This is a genomic window from Microbulbifer sp. SH-1, assembly GCF_011326135.1.
Lineage (GTDB): Bacteria > Pseudomonadota > Gammaproteobacteria > Pseudomonadales > Cellvibrionaceae > Microbulbifer > Microbulbifer harenosus.
Genome location: NZ_CP046948.1, coordinates 4482578 through 4497953, shown reverse-complemented (window position 1 = coordinate 4497953; position 15376 = coordinate 4482578). Strand labels below are relative to the sequence as shown.

Annotated in this window: 13 protein-coding genes; 4 read left to right on the top strand and 9 right to left on the bottom strand. The window is 57.6% G+C overall.

What is annotated here, in order from left to right; all coding sequences use genetic code 11:
- Positions 1-52 precede the first annotated feature (52 nt).
- Complete coding sequence (locus tag GNX18_RS18570) at positions 53-2017, bottom strand: diguanylate cyclase (RefSeq protein WP_240914098.1); 1965 nt, start codon at positions 2015-2017, stop codon at positions 53-55.
- A 344-nt stretch (positions 2018-2361) separates the two neighbouring features.
- Positions 2362-3141, bottom strand: a complete 780-nt coding sequence (locus tag GNX18_RS18565) for an enoyl-CoA hydratase (protein ID WP_166220016.1) — start codon at positions 3139-3141, stop codon at positions 2362-2364.
- A gap of 347 nt (positions 3142-3488) precedes the next feature.
- On the opposite strand from GNX18_RS18565, the gene GNX18_RS18560 reads away from it, so the two are divergent.
- Entirely contained in the window at positions 3489-4271 is a 783-nt protein-coding gene (locus GNX18_RS18560; protein WP_166220014.1) for a tryptophan 2,3-dioxygenase, read from the top strand.
- A 134-nt stretch (positions 4272-4405) separates the two neighbouring features.
- On the opposite strand, the gene GNX18_RS18555 is transcribed toward GNX18_RS18560, so the two are convergent.
- Both GNX18_RS18555 and GNX18_RS18550 read right to left on the bottom strand, forming a co-directional pair.
- Positions 4406-4834, bottom strand: a complete 429-nt coding sequence (locus GNX18_RS18555; RefSeq protein ID WP_138236175.1) for a biopolymer transporter ExbD — start codon at positions 4832-4834, stop codon at positions 4406-4408.
- Positions 4835-4999: 165 nt separating this feature from the next.
- Positions 5000-5470: a methylglyoxal synthase gene (locus tag GNX18_RS18550; protein WP_138236176.1), complete on the bottom strand. Its 471-nt coding sequence runs from the start codon at positions 5468-5470 to the stop codon at positions 5000-5002.
- 257 nt (positions 5471-5727) lie between these two features.
- On the opposite strand from GNX18_RS18550, the gene GNX18_RS18545 reads away from it, so the two are divergent.
- A complete protein-coding gene (locus tag GNX18_RS18545; RefSeq protein WP_138236177.1) occupies positions 5728-6159 on the top strand; it encodes a hypothetical protein in 432 nt (143 codons plus the stop codon).
- A gap of 179 nt (positions 6160-6338) precedes the next feature.
- On the opposite strand, the gene GNX18_RS18540 is transcribed toward GNX18_RS18545, so the two are convergent.
- Positions 6339-7184, bottom strand: coding sequence for a hypothetical protein (locus GNX18_RS18540; RefSeq protein WP_166220012.1), 846 nt, complete (start codon positions 7182-7184; stop codon positions 6339-6341).
- A gap of 123 nt (positions 7185-7307) precedes the next feature.
- Here GNX18_RS18540 and GNX18_RS18535 point away from each other — a divergent pair, with 123 nt between their 5' ends.
- Entirely contained in the window at positions 7308-8171 is an 864-nt protein-coding gene (locus GNX18_RS18535) for a hypothetical protein (RefSeq protein ID WP_166220011.1), read from the top strand.
- 101 nt (positions 8172-8272) lie between these two features.
- On the opposite strand, the gene GNX18_RS18530 is transcribed toward GNX18_RS18535, so the two are convergent.
- The 4 genes from GNX18_RS18530 to GNX18_RS18515 all read right to left on the bottom strand — a co-directional run bounded on the left by GNX18_RS18530 (position 8273) and on the right by GNX18_RS18515 (position 14112).
- Positions 8273-11443: an efflux RND transporter permease subunit gene (locus tag GNX18_RS18530; RefSeq protein WP_166220009.1), complete on the bottom strand. Its 3171-nt coding sequence runs from the start codon at positions 11441-11443 to the stop codon at positions 8273-8275.
- On the bottom strand, positions 11440-12606 hold the full coding sequence (locus tag GNX18_RS18525) for an efflux RND transporter periplasmic adaptor subunit (protein ID WP_166220007.1): 1167 nt from the start codon (positions 12604-12606) through the stop codon (positions 11440-11442). The genes GNX18_RS18530 and GNX18_RS18525 overlap by 4 nt, the downstream gene beginning before the upstream one ends.
- Positions 12607-12942: 336 nt before the next feature.
- On the bottom strand, positions 12943-13644 hold the full coding sequence (locus tag GNX18_RS18520; protein ID WP_138236182.1) for a cyclic nucleotide-binding domain-containing protein: 702 nt from the start codon (positions 13642-13644) through the stop codon (positions 12943-12945).
- A 261-nt stretch (positions 13645-13905) separates the two neighbouring features.
- Entirely contained in the window at positions 13906-14112 is a 207-nt protein-coding gene (locus GNX18_RS18515; protein WP_166220005.1) for a hypothetical protein, read from the bottom strand.
- Here GNX18_RS18515 and GNX18_RS18510 point away from each other — a divergent pair.
- Positions 14090-15325, top strand: coding sequence for a TonB family protein (locus tag GNX18_RS18510; protein WP_166220003.1), 1236 nt, complete (start codon positions 14090-14092; stop codon positions 15323-15325). The two genes, GNX18_RS18515 and GNX18_RS18510, sit on opposite strands and share 23 nt — an antisense overlap.
- Positions 15326-15376 lie beyond the last annotated feature (51 nt).

Genomic DNA, 15376 nt, shown 5'->3' with positions numbered 1-15376 from the left:
ACCGTTCGATCTGCCGCAAAGAAACGCCGCCGATGTCTGTCGGAGCTGTTCGTCAGACGGGTTCCGGATTGAGTGGCGTTTCCGCACTACCCGCGGTGGAAGACGATTGCTCACTGTACTCGACCACCATGTTGCGCCCGCGCTCCTTGGCGCAGTAGAGGGCGTGGTCTGCCTGCCGCAGCAGAGTTTCCACCGATTCGTCCGCGCTGCCATGGGCCACACCGATACTTGAGGTAAATTGCACACAGCCCTCGGGGCAGCGCAAGCGGATCTGCGCGATGTTGTCCCGCAGGCGCTCAGCGGTGTACAGAGAGTCCGGCCGGGTTTCGGTGATCAGCAGCGCGAACTCCTCGCCACCGAGACGCCCGAAAACGTCGGTTTCGCGGATTTTCCGCTGAATGGTCACGCTGAATTGGCGCAGCGCCTCATCACCGATACCGTGGCCGTGGTTATCGTTGATGGACTTGAAGTGATCGATATCAAACATCAGCAGGCTCACAGGCTCACCCCTGCGCTGAGCGCGTTTGATACATAGCTCGGCATCCGACAAAAAGCTGCGACGGTTGCGGATACCGGTGAGAGGATCAGTGCGCGCTTCCAGTTCGGCCTGCTGTTTTGCCTTTTCAAGCTCTTCCGTGCGCGCCCGCACCAAGCCTTCCAGTTTGACCTTCGACTGCTCCAGATGCCGGCGGTACTGTCGCTCCGACTCCAACCCCTGCAAGCGCAGGCGGCGCAGCTTCATTCCCATGGCGGCCATAATCGTGACCATTTCGATAAATGAACTGAGTGGCGGCAGGTAATAGTTCACCAGATTGTGCTCGACATAGCCGAGATCCCGCAGCGCCTGATAAAAAAGCCCAGCCAGTAACAGCGTCCAGCCCAGCGCGAACACGACCGCCTCGCTGGAGCCCTGCCGCCAGCGCACCAGCGCAATAACCGTGAAGGCTGGGTATAGCAACAGCGCGAAAGTAATACTCATCAGCGCCACGGCTTTGATCTGCAGCAGCGCACTGCCGAGCAGCACTCCCGCATTTACCATCATCAGGATCAGGATCAGATCCAGCCTGGGTGTGTACTTGCGGGTCTGCAGGAACAGACGATCGAAGACGAGCCCACACATAATGCTGACGGCACCGGCCGCCGACATATAACTCCAGTGGAACCCATCGGGCAGCACGTACTGATGGGTAAATCCGAGAATGGTGCCCCAGGCCACGATTTTGGAGATACCGTATACGAAATAGGCGAAGAAACTCCACTCGCGGGTGGTCACTCCGACAATCAGCGAGAAGAGGGAGATGAGGGCAATCCCACCAAACAGAAACGACAGCACCGCGGTTTCGCCGGTATGGGATTTGCTGAGGGCATCGGGCGACCAGATCCGCATGGAGGGAAACACGAACCCGACCTCCTCGGAGTCAAACCGCACCAGAAATGCCTCAGACGTACCCAACGCGAGAACCACTGGCACCACGAAGCGGTTGTGGAATACCGGCCGCCGTGCGAAGGACTCCCCCATCGCGAGATTGGCCAACTCCAGGAAATGCGGAGTGTCGACGGAAGCGCTGGCGAACGCCTGCAGCCGGATCAATTGGTGATCCACGTATTCCAGATGTATGGGAACGGAACTATCTGTCGTATTACGCAGAATGAACAGGGACCAGTAGCTGCCCTTCCGCAGGCCGGTTGAACCGGCTCCGGCCAGAGGTCGAAACTCGCCCTGCTCCAGCGCCTGCAGAGCCGCTGAGAGATCGGCCCTGCCACTGGGGTCATGCCAGACGGCAGCCTGCCCGGTCCGCAGACTGCCATCTTCAGCGGCGCCGATGTCTATCGCATCGGCAAAGGAATGCAGCGGCGCGGTGAGCGTGTTTTCCTGGGTGTCTTTACCCACCCCGTCCACGGTGATCCCAGCGTGAACCTGGGCACACAGTCCCCCCCACAGGAGTACAAGCAGGCCCTGCACAAACAGGCGAACCAGTGAGTTGTATAAAAGCCCAGCGGGAGCAACGACATTCATGGTCCTGAAAACCAGGTTACCGCAGAAATCCTGCGCAGTTGTAGATGTTCCGGCTGCGGGTGTTTCTTATCTTGTGGACATTCACCCGGCAAAAGGTCAGGCACTGAATAGTCAGCCGTAGAGGCGGAAAGTGTACCGGCTCACGAAATGATATTCATGCCCCAATTTTACCCAGCCTCCGCACCCGCCTCGTCGCGAAGCAACATAGACCCACGAAATCAAACCAAGTGAGAACAAAATCCCACTCTTTGCCGAGCAGAAATGAAAAAGGTCGCCTTTGGCGACCTAAAGGGAAAACATGACTGACGACGGATTACTTTTGAGGATTTCCGTCTATTCAGGGGTCAGTCAAAGCGGGAGAAGTCTGCCGGCCTTTTTTCCATGAAAGCTGTGGCTGCTTCGCGAAACTCATCCGACTGCAGGCGCGCCTTGAAATGTCCCGCTTCCTCCCGAATGGCCGCCATGCCGCTCTCCAGAGTGCCCTGGCGCAATAGCTTCTTGGTCAACCGCACCGCCTCGGGGGCCTTCTGAGCAAGCTCTGCAGCGTATACCCGGGCGCGATCCAGCGCTTCGCCGGAATACACCACTTCGTTGCAGATATTCACATCCGCCGCGGTCTGCGCATCGAACTTCTTGCCCAGCAACAGCAGCTCCGACGCCTTGGTGTGGCCCATAATACGCGGCAGCAGGAAACTGGAACCGTACTCGGGACACAGACCGAGATTGACGAAAGGCATCTGGAAAACGGCATCATCCTCGGCGATGGAGAGGTCACAGTGCAGCAACAGGGTGGTGCCAATACCCACCGCCGGACCGGCAACCGCGGCGATCACCGGTTTGGGAAAACGGTACAGTGCCTGCATAAAACGAAAAACAGGAGACTCCTCGCCACTGGCGGAACCGCCGAGAAAATCCGTCAGGTCGTTGCCGCTGGTAAAGGCTCCGCCGCTACCCGTGAGAATGACCACCCTGACTTCAGAGTCAACGGCTGCCGCATCCAGCAGATCGGCCATGGCTGAGTACATGGCCATAGTGAGCGCATTCTTCCGCTCCGGCCGGTTGATGGTGATCTCCAGTACCCGTCCGGATACCTGAGACCGAATTTCTGCACACTGGCTCTGCATGAGGTCGGCTCCGCCTATTCTGTGATTATCGCAATTGACTGCATCGCCCGACCCAACCCCGGCCGGGACCCGCAGGGCCGGATTTCCGGCCGTCATTACATTTGGTATGAACAGGTCACTAGTGTAGCCACTCCCCAAATGTGCACGAGGTCCGATTCGACCAGATTGGGTTGCGGATTCTCAACGTTAGTGTCGGTCTCCGGTTAAAGGATTTTCCAACTGCTCCGGTGGAAACCTTATAATGCGGCCAAAGATTGGCGAAATGGCGCAATTTAAGATTCACATCACTGGCAAAACCGGTACAACCATTTCGGTTACGGTGATTTAAAGACAGGAACACTCCAAAAATGACAGTGACATACAGCTCCTACCTGAAAGTCGACGAGCTGCTGCAGTGCCAGCGGCCGCTATCGGAAGGGCCGGAGCACGACGAACTGCTATTTATCGTTATCCACCAAAGCTACGAGCTCTGGTTCAAGCAGCTGCTGCACGAGCTCGACTTCCTGGTGCGACTTTTCAACGGCGGCGAGCGCAACCGGGCCCTGCACACACTAAAACGGGTAGACGCCATCTACCGCACCCTGATCCAGCAGGTCGACATACTGGAAACTCTCACCCCACTGGAGTTCATGTCATTCCGCGACCGCCTGTCCACCGCCAGCGGTTTTCAGTCCTTTCAATTCCGCGAACTGGAGTTCCTCTACGGCGCTAAAGATGCAAAGAAGCTGGGCAATTACGAGCCCGGCTCCGAACACTACCGCCGCCTGCAAAAGCGCCTTGAGGCGCCGACTCTGTGGGACGCCTTCCTGCGCTTCCTGGCCCTCGAAGGGCACAATATCCCCAAAGCGGAACTGGAGCGGGACTTCAGCCAGGTGGCTGCGCCCTCTACTGCCGTGCAGAAGGTATTGATCGATGTGTACCGGAATGATCCGCTGGTAAGCGATATCTGCGAAGCGCTGGTGGATATAGACACCTCGCTGCAGCAGTGGCGGTACCGCCATGTAAAGATGGTGGAGCGAACCATCGGCCACAAAATGGGTACCGGGGGCTCCAGTGGTGTGGGTTACTTGCAAAGTACGCTGTTCAAACCGGTGTTCCCAGACCTGTGGGCGATCCGTTCCGAGTTCTGACGACAATGGTGGCGAGCGCGGGAGAACCGCCTGGTCACTCACATAGAGACCGGATGGGACAAATCACAGGCACAAAAAAAGCCAGCAAATGCTGGCTTTTTTTGTGCCCTCTAGGGCTGCCCTGAAGAAGCGCGTTAACGCTTGTCTTCGAAAGGCACCAGGGAAACCTGAATATTCGGGTTTACCTCTTTCGCCGCGTCGGCGATGGTCACGTATGTGTCTGCGCTGGACTTATTGTGCGCACGCACGATTACGATGGCCTGGGGGTTTTCCGCGTAGAGCTGGGCAATACGGGCTCTTACCGCACGGCTGTCGATGCGGCTGCTTCCCATCCAGATCTCGTCGGCCGAATTCACGGTCAGCAGGATATTCTGCTTGTCGGGGTCCGGCGGAGTCTCTACCTGCTGATCAGGATCCGGCACGTTCACGTCCAACGCCTTCTCTTTCACGAAGGATGCCGTCACGATAAAGAAGATCAGCATGATGAACACGACGTCCAGCATGGGGGTCAGGTCAATATCGGCCTTTTCTTCTTCTACGGCCTTACCGCGTCGTCTACTCATAAAACACCGTACTGTTTTTAATTCGAATTACTCCGGTTACCCGGTCTAATCAGGTGGGGAAGATTGCCGGGAAATGGCCATCAATGCAAGCGCAAGATTCCGCGCCAAAAATATCCCTTAAAAATCAATAAGATAGAAAGAAGACCCACTCAAACCGGACGAAAATTAGACAGCCGTTTCGTGTTTTCTCTCCGCCAGATAGCCCTGATAGTCAGGTACCTGACGCGGGAAACTCCGCGTCATCAGCGCCGAGTGGATCATCATATCGGCGCTGCTGGCATTACAGGCCACCGGGATATTCCACACCGCGGCAATGCGCAACAGCGCTTTCACGTCTGGATCATGGGGCATGGGTTCGAAAGGATCCCAAAAGAAAATCAGGATATCCACCTCGCCCTGACAGATACGGGCACCCAGCTGCTGGTCTCCCCCCATGGGACCGCTGAACAGTTTCTCCACCGCCATACCGGTCGCCGCCTCTATCCGTGTCCCGGTGGTTCCGGTTCCCAGCAACTGATGCTGCTCGAGAATACCCCGGTGCTGCAGACACCAGTCAATGAGACTGGCCTTGCGGTTATCGTGCGCCACCAGAGCGATACGTTTCTGCGCTGCAATCGGCTGATCTATATAGTTCACTTGAGCCCCCGGGCAACTTATCCTGAACACGCTACTACTTACACGGTTAATACGGTGCCGATGTCACACAGCACTACCGACAACGAATGACTCCTGGCTACCTGGTACAGACCCGAGCGGAAATCCGGGAGAACAGGGGGATTATGCTAAATTCTGCTGCCGTCATCCATCCACGCGGCAATCCCCTCTTTATGTTGCCCCCGGGTGAGTATAATCCGCCCCGTTTTATGTACATGCTTTCATATATAGGAGTGAGTATGAGTGTCGGTGCCTGGGAACCCGCCAAACCGGCGTCCAATGATCGGACGCGCAGTGACATCGACAAGTCGCTGCTGGAACGGATCATTAACGCTCTGCAGACGGCAGACGCGGGAGCCACGCCCGGTCTGGCGGCTCCGGATCTGACCAAATTCGACAGCGATCTGCAGTCCTCGAACTGGCTTTCGGGCCTGCCCGCTACACAGTGGCTGGATGAAGCCGCGCACTGGAACAATGATCAGGTGTGGGGGTTGATTCGATTTTTTACGCTGGCGGAAGCACAGCTGCCGGATTGGCAGGGCGGCGCGGAGTCCCCCGTCATTCCGCTGGCAAAATCCCTTCGCCTGCGCAAGTCTCCGCTCGTCCGCGAACAGCTATTGTGGATTCGTCAACACTCCGACAATCGCTACCTGCCTTACGGACCACTGTGAACCGCTTTGGATTCTTCCCGGCACAGCACTGACCAGGCAATAGCCCCTATTGGCCAAACAGAAACAAAGGCGTAGCGGAAAGCGATCGCCTTTTGTTTTGCCCAACCTGTAGTCCGCCCGACAAATCCACCCCGTGATCCCGACTCACTCGGGCCTTCGCCCGAGCGTTGCCCAGGGCTCTATTCTTGCAGACGGAACAGCTGGTTGCGCAGCGTAGCCACCGTTGTCGGCATTCGATAAGTGGCAGGTAATTCCCGCCATAAAATATATCCCTCTGCATCCAGCAGCCAGGCACTGGGACGCGCAGCGTCTTTAATCCAGGGATGCAGGATAAGCGGCGCGGCATTACTGGCCGCGAACAGCGCCGGTACCGGCTGTGCCAGTTGTCTCACCTGGAAAATTACCTGTGACGTATTCGGAGCAAGCAAATGGTGCGGCCAGCGGTCTTCCGACTGTACGCTCCAGAGCACCAGCCCCACATTTTGCCGCTGCAAATCCTCAAGCAGGGTGTACAGCTGAGACAACTGATGGCGACTGTCCGCGCAATAACTTCCCCGCAGAAAGAGCACAATCACTCCCCTCACCCCGTGCTCTCGGCAGTATTCTGCTGCCTGCCAGCGACCGGCATCCCGGTGTTCGAGTGCTGGAAAAAGAGTTCCCGGCGCTGGCATCGGCGGCCATGCGACCGAACTCAGGTGATGGAGGTAAAACAGAAATACAAACAGGTTGTATATCGCCAGATAGACCGGCAACCCGCGCTCGCTGTCCGTCAGCAATATCAGCGCGAGGCCCACAAGCACCCCGGCGAATGCACCCGGTTCACGCAAATCCCCGGATATTTTCCCGGGAAACAAATAGCGCAACAGCATCCATGAAGGTAATGCCCAAGCATTAATTAAAAGGCCGATCCAGGCTGCAGTTGCACCGCTCTCTGAGCCTCGCACCAGGGTGAGCACAGCCCAGAATCCGCAGAGCAGCAACCAGAAGAACCCAATAAAAGTAAAAAAAGCCTTAAATTTATTCATTACAGAGTAAAAACACCCTTAAAACACTTGCATTCAAGTATATAAATGAGCTGCAATTAGCGCGATGAATTCCACTCATCCAAGATAACACCTAGATATTAAATTCAGATACAGGGATATTTTATGGCCGCACGTAAAAAAGCCACCTCTTCTCCGGTGAGTGCCGTAGCAAAGTTGGAAGCGGAACTCGCCTCTCTCAAAGCCCAGCTCGAAAAAGCCCGTAGCGGCCAGGAAGCTGAAGCCAAGAAAGAAGCGGACAAACTTTCCAAAGATGCCGACGCCGCAGCCAAGAAGGCCGCAGCAGCACAAGCCAAGGTAAAAGCTGCCCGCGCCAAGAAAAAGTCTGCCGCGCAGCAGAAGCAAGTAAAAGCCGCTCAGGAAGCTTCCGCAGCCGCCAAGAAGCTCGCAGCTGCCGCCAAAGCCGCTGCCAACGATGCAAAAGCCAAGCTGGCTGCCATCTCCGCTGACAACAAGCTGATGGCAAAAGTAGCCAAGGCTGTGGCCAAAGAAGAAGCAGCCATTACCAAGAAGCTGACCGCCGCTGAGAAGAAGAAAGCCGCTGCTGAGAAGAAGAAAGCCACCGCTGCCGCCAAGAAGAAGGCCGCTGCTGAGAAGAAAGCCGCTGCTGCCGCCAAGAAGAAAGCCGCTGCCGCTGCGAAGAAAAAAGCCGCTGCTGCCAAGAAAAAGGCTAGCGCTGCTGCCAAGAAGAAAGCCGCTGCCGAGAAGAAAAAAGCAGCTGTAGCCAAAAAGAAAGCCGCCGAGAAGGCCAAAAAAGCGGCCGTCAAAGCCAAGACCGCTGCCAAGAAGAAGCCCGGTCGCCCAAAGAAAGCTGAAGCCGGCGCTGCCGCTCCCGCAGCCAAGAAGCCTGGTCGTCCCGCCAAGTCTGGCGCCGCCAAGAAAAAGCCCGGTCGCCCACCCAAGGCTGGTGCAGCCAAGAAGGCTCCGGCTCGTCGCGGCCGTCCGCCCAAAGCTCCGGCCCAAGGCTAAGCTGTCACTACTGACAGGCGAAAATAAAAAACCCCGGTTCCCCGGGGTTTTTTTATGACTGTCGTCAGGTCATCGGCGACCTGGCACCTGATCCCACTCGGTCACTTTACTCCCTTATCCGGGAGACGCGATTTTAACATCCCCACCGCATCACCTATGATTTCCCTGAGCGCCGACGGCAGCGCGAGCATTACCGGGGTCACAATCAGGGTCAGAATCGTCGAGAAACTGAGGCCGTAGACAATGGCGCTGGCCAGTTTCACCCAGAAGGATGCGATCACACCGTTGACCACGATGGTGCGCCCTACCATATCCACACTCACCCCCAGCGCCAGCGGCAACAACCCGAGAATAGTCGTGGCGGTGGTGAGGAATACCGGGCGCAAACGCTGTGCCGATGCTTTCACCGCAGCAGCGGCACAGCTCAGCTGCGGTTCGGCTTTACGCACATAGTTATAGGTATCTATCAACACAATATTGTTGTTCACCACGATGCCCGCCAGCGCCACGATGCCCACCCCGGTCATAATCACACTGAAGGTGCTCTGAGTCAGAGTCAGCCCCAGCATCACACCCGCGGTAGACATAATCACCGAAGAGAGGATCAGTGCGGACTGATAGAAACTGTTGAACTGGGTTACCAGCAGGATAAACATCAGGAACAGCGACAGCGAAAACGCTACCTGCAGGAAAACCAGAGACTCGGCCTGATCTTCGTCGGCACCGCGGAACAACAACTCCACTTCGCCGTCCAGCGGGTGTTGTAGCAGCCACTGGCGAACTTCCCGCACCTTGTCATCCGCCAGAACGCCGTCATTCACATCCGCTTTTACCTGCATACGGGTGATACCGTCGATACGTTCGATCTTGTCCACCTTGGGGCCTGCCACGGTGGATACAAAACTGCTGACAGGTACCGCACCATTAGGGGTATTCACTTTCAGTTCGTCCAGCGCGGCAATTCCGCGGGCGTAGTCCGGGTAACGGATGCGGATATCCACTTCCTCATCGGAATCGTCCGGTCGATACTCCGCCATCAGCACACCGTTGGTCACAAGCTGCACGGCGCGGCCGACTCCGGTCAGATCGGCGCCATACAGGGCCGCCTTGGCGCGGTCGACCTTCACTTCCCATTCAATGCCCGGCAATGGCGCGGTGTTGACGATATCCCGCAGCCCCTCGAAGTCATTTTCCAGAGCCCGATGCAGACGCCAGGTTTCCCCGAGCAACTTGTCGTAATTGCGGCTGCGCAATTCCAGTACGATATCCTTGCCCACCGGCGGCCCGCCTTCGAATGCATTTGCACTGGTCTTTATTCCGGGGAAATGGCCGGTGCGCTCGCGGATATCCGCAAAAATCTCCCGGCTCTTGCGCTCACGTTCCATAGAAGGCAGCAGCTCCACCAGCAGATTGGCAATCTGGTCCGGTGACTTTTCTGAGTTGCCGGAAATGCCGCCGGAGCCTATGGCGGTGTACACCACCCGCACTTCCGGTACTTGCATCACCGCGGACTCCACCTGGGCCACCAGCGCTTTTTTCTCCTCAAGCGACAGGTTGCCCTGCGCGCGCACTTCCACGTTACCGTACTGCTCTTCGGTCTCGGTAAAGAATTCCACCCCGGGATTGAAGCGGCCAAAGGCGATGAAGATACCGATCAGCACCAAAATCGTCACCGCGAAGGACACGAAGGGCCTCCGCACCGCCGGATCGAGCACCCGCGCGTAAAAGCCGGTAATCCCACCGAGGGAAACAGGATCTCCATTTTCCAGTTGCCTGAGATATTGCTGGGTCTGCAGATCCATATTGCTCTTGCCGAACACCGAGCCGAGCACCGGAGCAAAAAACAGCGCGTAGACCAATGATCCGGCCAGCACGGCGAACACGGTCACCGGCAGATAGCGCATGAATTCCCCCACCACTCCGGGCCAGAAGATAATCGGCAGGAACGCGGCGAGCGTGGTACCGGTAGAGGCCACTACGGGCCAGAACATGCGCCGCACCGCGATGGAATAAGCCGCCCGCGCCGACAGCCCTTCGGCCATTTTGCGGTCGGCAAACTCGGTGATCACGATGGAGCCGTCAATTAGCATGCCGAGCGCGAGCAGCATGCCGAACATCACCATGAAGTTGAACGAGTACCCCAGATACCAGGTGATGATGGAGCCGAACAACAGAGAAAACGGAATGCCGAACCCCACCAGCAGTCCAGAGCGGAACCCCAGCGCACCCACCACAATGATCATCACCAGCAACATGGCGGTAAGGATATTTCCCTCCATTTCGCTGACCATGTCCCGGGCGACTTCCGACATGTCGAACACGAAATCCACCTTCACGCCACGCGGCAGATATTTCCGTTCAGCATTCACCACCGCGCGCACACGATCTGCCAGATCCACGGCGCTGGCCCCGGTGCGTTTCTCCACATTGATGGCGAGCCCGGGCTGGCCATTTACACTGGTGTAGCTGGTAGCGTCCTTGAAGGTACGACGGATATCCGTCACCTGCCCCAGGGTCACCACGCCGTGGGCGGACTGTTTAAGTGGAATCTGATAAACGTCGTCCGCTGTTTCAATCAAGCCCGGCACCTTGACGGAAAAACGCCCCCTGCTGACATCCATCTCACCGGCGGGAATCAGCAGATTGTTGCCCAGCACTGCATTGATCAGTTCGTTACCGGTGATCTGGTAATGCTCCAAGCGCACCGGATCTATAGTGGCCTCCACCACTTCCTCCCGGTTGCCGTTGATATCCGCACTCAGCACTTCGCCGATCGTTTCAATTTTGCGCTTCAGTAGTTGCGCACTGCGCAGCAGCTCACGCTCACCGACACCCTCACCCGCAAGTGTTACTACAATCGCGGGAAAAGGTTGCGCCGACGCCTCCTCCACAACCGGCTCTTCCGCATCCCGAGGCAGATCCGCCTTGGCACGGTCCACCGCATTGCGCACTTCGTCTACCGCGTGGTCGATATCCATGCCCGAGTCGAACTCGATCACGAGATACACCAGAGATTCACGCGCGGTGGCGATCACCTCTTCCACGCCTTCCAATGCGCGAATTTCCTGCTCCAGCGGCCGGATCAGCAGCCGCACCCCGTCTTCCGGAGAAATACCCTCGTGCATCACCTGCACGATGACAATGGGAGGGTTGACTTCGGGGCTTGATTCCACGGTCATAGCGCCGCGGGCGACGATCCCCATGATGACAATCAGCAGCATCAGACTGAGGCTGCTGCGAAAACGCTCGACGGCACTTTCCAACAATTTCATGGCTGCGCCTCACCATCGGCGCTGCCTGCAGACTGGGCAACCGGGGCAGCTAGATCCCCGGCAGCATCCTCCAGTGCCGCATCAACCCGTTCCCCCTCGCTCACATACTCCTGTCCAACGGTAATCAGGGTCACACGCGGCGGCAGACCGGTGATCCAAACTCCTTCATTTTCATCACTGACCAGCTGTACCCGCGCAAAGCGAACCCGCTGTTCCGTATCCAGTGTGCGCACCCCCAGATGCCCGTCATCGTCCAGCGTCAGCAATGAAGAGTTGATCCGGTGGGCCAGGACTTCACCAGTGGGAAGTGCCAGGCGCGCGCTGATGCCGCTGCGCAGTTTGCCGTCGTGATTGGCAACCTCCATTTCCACCCGGTAGGCGCGCGTCACCGGGTGGGCCTCCTGGCTCACGTAGCGCACACTGCCCTCCACAATCTGCCCCAATTGCAACTGAGCACTGGCCGGCGCCCCTACTTGCAGGTGGGCCACCTGGGCCTCGGAAACCTCTCCCACTACCAGCATCGGATCCAGCTCCAACACCGTCGCACACTCCTCACCGCGACGGATAAAATCCCCCAGTTCCACCGCACGGCTGTTGATAATTCCGGCGAACGGCGCCCGAATCGTGAGATTGTCCACTTCCACCTGGGCGCGCTTGAGATCCGCACGCGCATTGGCCAGCGACACTTCCTGCTGCGCCATCGCCGCTTCGGACTGCAGTCCCCGGCCCTGCAGTTTTTTGGCGCCCGCAAAGTCCAGTTCCGCCTTGCGTAAAGCCGCGCGCGCGCGTGTCAGGTTTTCCGGCCGATCTTCAGCGGCGATTTCGCAAAGTACATCGCCGGCTGCCACCCACTTGCCCTCCGCCACCGGCAGTGCGGCAACGACGCCATCCAGCTCCGCGCGCACTCGCACAGTGCGATTGGCTTCGGTGCGGCTGTTTACCACCACGCGGGTAACGTAAGGTTGCGCATCCAGTTGTCGGGCTCGGACACTGGGCGCATCGGCCTCGACGCCCGCAGAGCTAAGTTTCACTCCCGCTTTGCCATCACTATCAATAGCGTCATCGGACCAGAGCCCACTCAGTAACCAGACAAGCGCAACCAGCGACACCACCGAGGCCATCCGGTAATTGCGTTGTCGCCAGAGTTTCAACAGAAAATTCATACCTGCATTCCTGCATATAAATAAGGGAGGGGAAGCCATTCAACCGATAGTGTTGATACGGAGGGGATTCTATGCATAAAAGTCTTCATACGCAGTGGTCACAGCTGTCGGATTACGAAATTCACCGGAATCTTCCACCTCGAAAAGTTTGCCCCGCCTACCGCAGGGCAAAATCCACCCATAACACCCACGCCGAATACAGCTCCGGAGGATGCCCCTGCAATGGGAATAAAGGGAGATGGGATCAGGAGTAGATCGACCGCGGCAGTACCGCGGCGATTAGTCGACCATCTGGCTGGGCGGGCGGGAAAAAGAGGTGAGCGGCCGCGATTCGCTTCAGGAGAGTATAGATTCAAGAAAGTCCGACATATCAGACTCTTCCGCGGCGAGCTGCCCGCTGCCAAATTCTGCATTCCAGTCGAGTAGAATCCGCGCCAGATCCCGCGCCTGATCCGCGAGTGCGTGCAACTCCTCCCGGCAGTTTTTGGGACCGGTGTAGAGTTTTAGCCGGCGGTGGCTGTTCGCAAGTTCATGGGATGGGTACTTGGATCGATATACTTCCAGCTTCCAACGCAGGGAGTGCACCATGTTGCGGTAGAACACCAGTTTGGACGGCAGATGCAGTAGTGAAAAGTCTTCCAGATCGCCGAAAAGGGTGCAGTCCACCGCCAGTACCTGGATCTCCTGGCCAACTGGCGCCGCCACGATGGTCGCACTGCGCGGTTCCGCCAGAAGCATGGACAGGTCGCCAAACAGCTCACCGGGGCGAATTACCGCGAGAGGCCGTTCACCCTGCGCCGCCGCCGTATCGTCCACGTGGACCTGCAGCTCTCCACGCAACAGAAAATACACCCACTGGTCTACATCCCCTGCATGCAGCAACGCCTCCGCATGCGCCAGGGAAACCAGGCGAGAGCGCTTCAACAATACGTCGTACTGCCACTCGCTGGTGGCGCGAATATCACGAAAGAGATGAATGACATTCAGAAGTCGATCGACCGCATCCCTGGGAAATTCACTAAGCGGTTTGTAATCCATGTAACTCTTGGTTGTGTATTGTGCTCGGGTTACCGACAGCCCGCCCTGTTCCTGATGTCAGGGAAGCGTCAGGCCCCCATTCTCGGTGCATGCTCAGTATTAAATCAATACACTGCGCACCGGGTGATGCCGCATTCTAGGCGGAAAGTGATAACTGTCTGCCCCGACAGGTCGCGGATTTAAAAAAACGAGACATTTTACCCATTTCAGGGTTGAACTCCATTGCAGTTGAAGTAGAGTTGGGCGGTGCCCCGATTCATTTCATTTTGCGACTGGAGAAATATTGACCGCCAGCAGCATGCGAGATTTTTCGGAGCGCGCACCTTTCGGGGGGAGGGTGCGATCGAAGCGGCTGAAAATTTGTCTGGGGTATTTTGATTGATTTTTCAGCGCTTTCTCTGCCGGTTTCTGCCCATCCGGCTTTAAAACAGAAATCAAAGCAAAAATGAAATCGTCAAAACTCGTCATTGCCCTGCTGTTGTTCGCTGCGGCCCTGACTGTAAATGCGGCACCGCTTCTGAACGGTCTGGCTCTGGAACAACAATTCAATAAAGACCAATTCATCGCTGCGGTTTACGCCGAGCGTTTATCAAACGATTCCGCTTCCCTGCTCGATAATAATATGCCCCGGGCGCTGGAAATTCGCGTTGTTGCCGATCACCTTTCCGCCCGTCGCCTGCGCAACCAGTGGATGGAAGGTATCGCCATCAACAATCCCGGCGACACGCTCACCGGCCAGGCAGAAAACATGGTGACCTTCGCCAACCTGTTCAAAGGCCGCCTGCTGGCGGGTGACCGCCTGCGCATTGAGTTTGCGGCCGGCAACGGCTCTACCGTGGTGTCCCTCAACGGCGTCGAACTCGGCGTAATCGAGGATCGCGGCTTCTTTAATACGCTGATGCGCGCCTGGATTGGCCCCGTGCCACCTTCCACGGAATTCCGCGATAACCTGATGAAATCCGGTCAGGTAACGGGTGGTCTGCTGGCCACGTTTGAGTCCCTGCAACCCAGTTCCGAGCGTGTTGCGCAGGTGCGCGCGGCCTACGAGGAAACGGAAGAGGTGGCCGCTGCCGTCGAACCCGCCAGGGAAGAGCCGAAAAAGGAAGAGAAACAGGCCTCCAAGCCCGAGTCCTCACAGATCGTCGCTGTCAGCAAGCCTGACCTGAGCGCCGACATTCCCGCGCCCACACTCGCCGCCGTCGGCAGTGCGGCGGTCACTCCCGCGGCCCCGGGGCGCCCCGAGCCGAAAGCGGAAAAACCTGCCACGGCCCAGGCCACGCAGCCCAAGCCGCTGAAGCCCACCACCACGCGTCCGGCAGTACCGCCCATGGACGAAGAGGAGCTGGAGGAAGAGGAAGACGAAGCACCGCTCACCGCAGATATGATTCTGGCCCGCCAGATCTATCATTCCATGCTGCTGCGCCATACCTTCAAGCATATCAACTATCCCAAGCGCGCCATGGAGCGCGGCCAGGAAGGCAGCGTGCGCCTGAATGTCACCATCGACAGCAAGGGCAATGTGACCAACGTGGCCACTCTGCAGGAGTCCCGCTACTCCAGCCTCAACCGCGAGGCATTGGACGCAGTGGAGCGCGCCGGCCCCTACCCGGCCACCCCCCCCCAGCTGAAAATGAACGAATACCGGTTCACGGTACCGATTACCTTCCGCCTTCCGGACTGACGTCCACAAAGAACCCCGCCCTCGCGGGGTTTTTTATTGCGTACAGAATTC

Coding starts and splice junctions, on each gene's coding strand:
- GNX18_RS18570 (WP_240914098.1), bottom strand. CDS start 2,017: ATGAATGTCGTTGCTCCCGCTGGGCTTTTATACAACTCACTGGTTCGC.
- GNX18_RS18565 (WP_166220016.1), bottom strand. CDS start 3,141: ATGCAGAGCCAGTGTGCAGAAATTCGGTCTCAGGTATCCGGACGGGTA.
- GNX18_RS18560 (WP_166220014.1), top strand. CDS start 3,489: ATGACAGTGACATACAGCTCCTACCTGAAAGTCGACGAGCTGCTGCAG.
- GNX18_RS18555 (WP_138236175.1), bottom strand. CDS start 4,834: ATGAGTAGACGACGCGGTAAGGCCGTAGAAGAAGAAAAGGCCGATATT.
- GNX18_RS18545 (WP_138236177.1), top strand. CDS start 5,728: ATGAGTGTCGGTGCCTGGGAACCCGCCAAACCGGCGTCCAATGATCGG.
- GNX18_RS18540 (WP_166220012.1), bottom strand. CDS start 7,184: ATGAATAAATTTAAGGCTTTTTTTACTTTTATTGGGTTCTTCTGGTTG.
- GNX18_RS18535 (WP_166220011.1), top strand. CDS start 7,308: ATGGCCGCACGTAAAAAAGCCACCTCTTCTCCGGTGAGTGCCGTAGCA.
- GNX18_RS18530 (WP_166220009.1), bottom strand. CDS start 11,443: ATGAAATTGTTGGAAAGTGCCGTCGAGCGTTTTCGCAGCAGCCTCAGT.
- GNX18_RS18525 (WP_166220007.1), bottom strand. CDS start 12,606: ATGAATTTTCTGTTGAAACTCTGGCGACAACGCAATTACCGGATGGCC.
- GNX18_RS18520 (WP_138236182.1), bottom strand. CDS start 13,644: ATGGATTACAAACCGCTTAGTGAATTTCCCAGGGATGCGGTCGATCGA.
- GNX18_RS18510 (WP_166220003.1), top strand. CDS start 14,090: ATGAAATCGTCAAAACTCGTCATTGCCCTGCTGTTGTTCGCTGCGGCC.
- GNX18_RS18515 (WP_166220005.1), bottom strand. CDS start 14,112: ATGACGAGTTTTGACGATTTCATTTTTGCTTTGATTTCTGTTTTAAAG.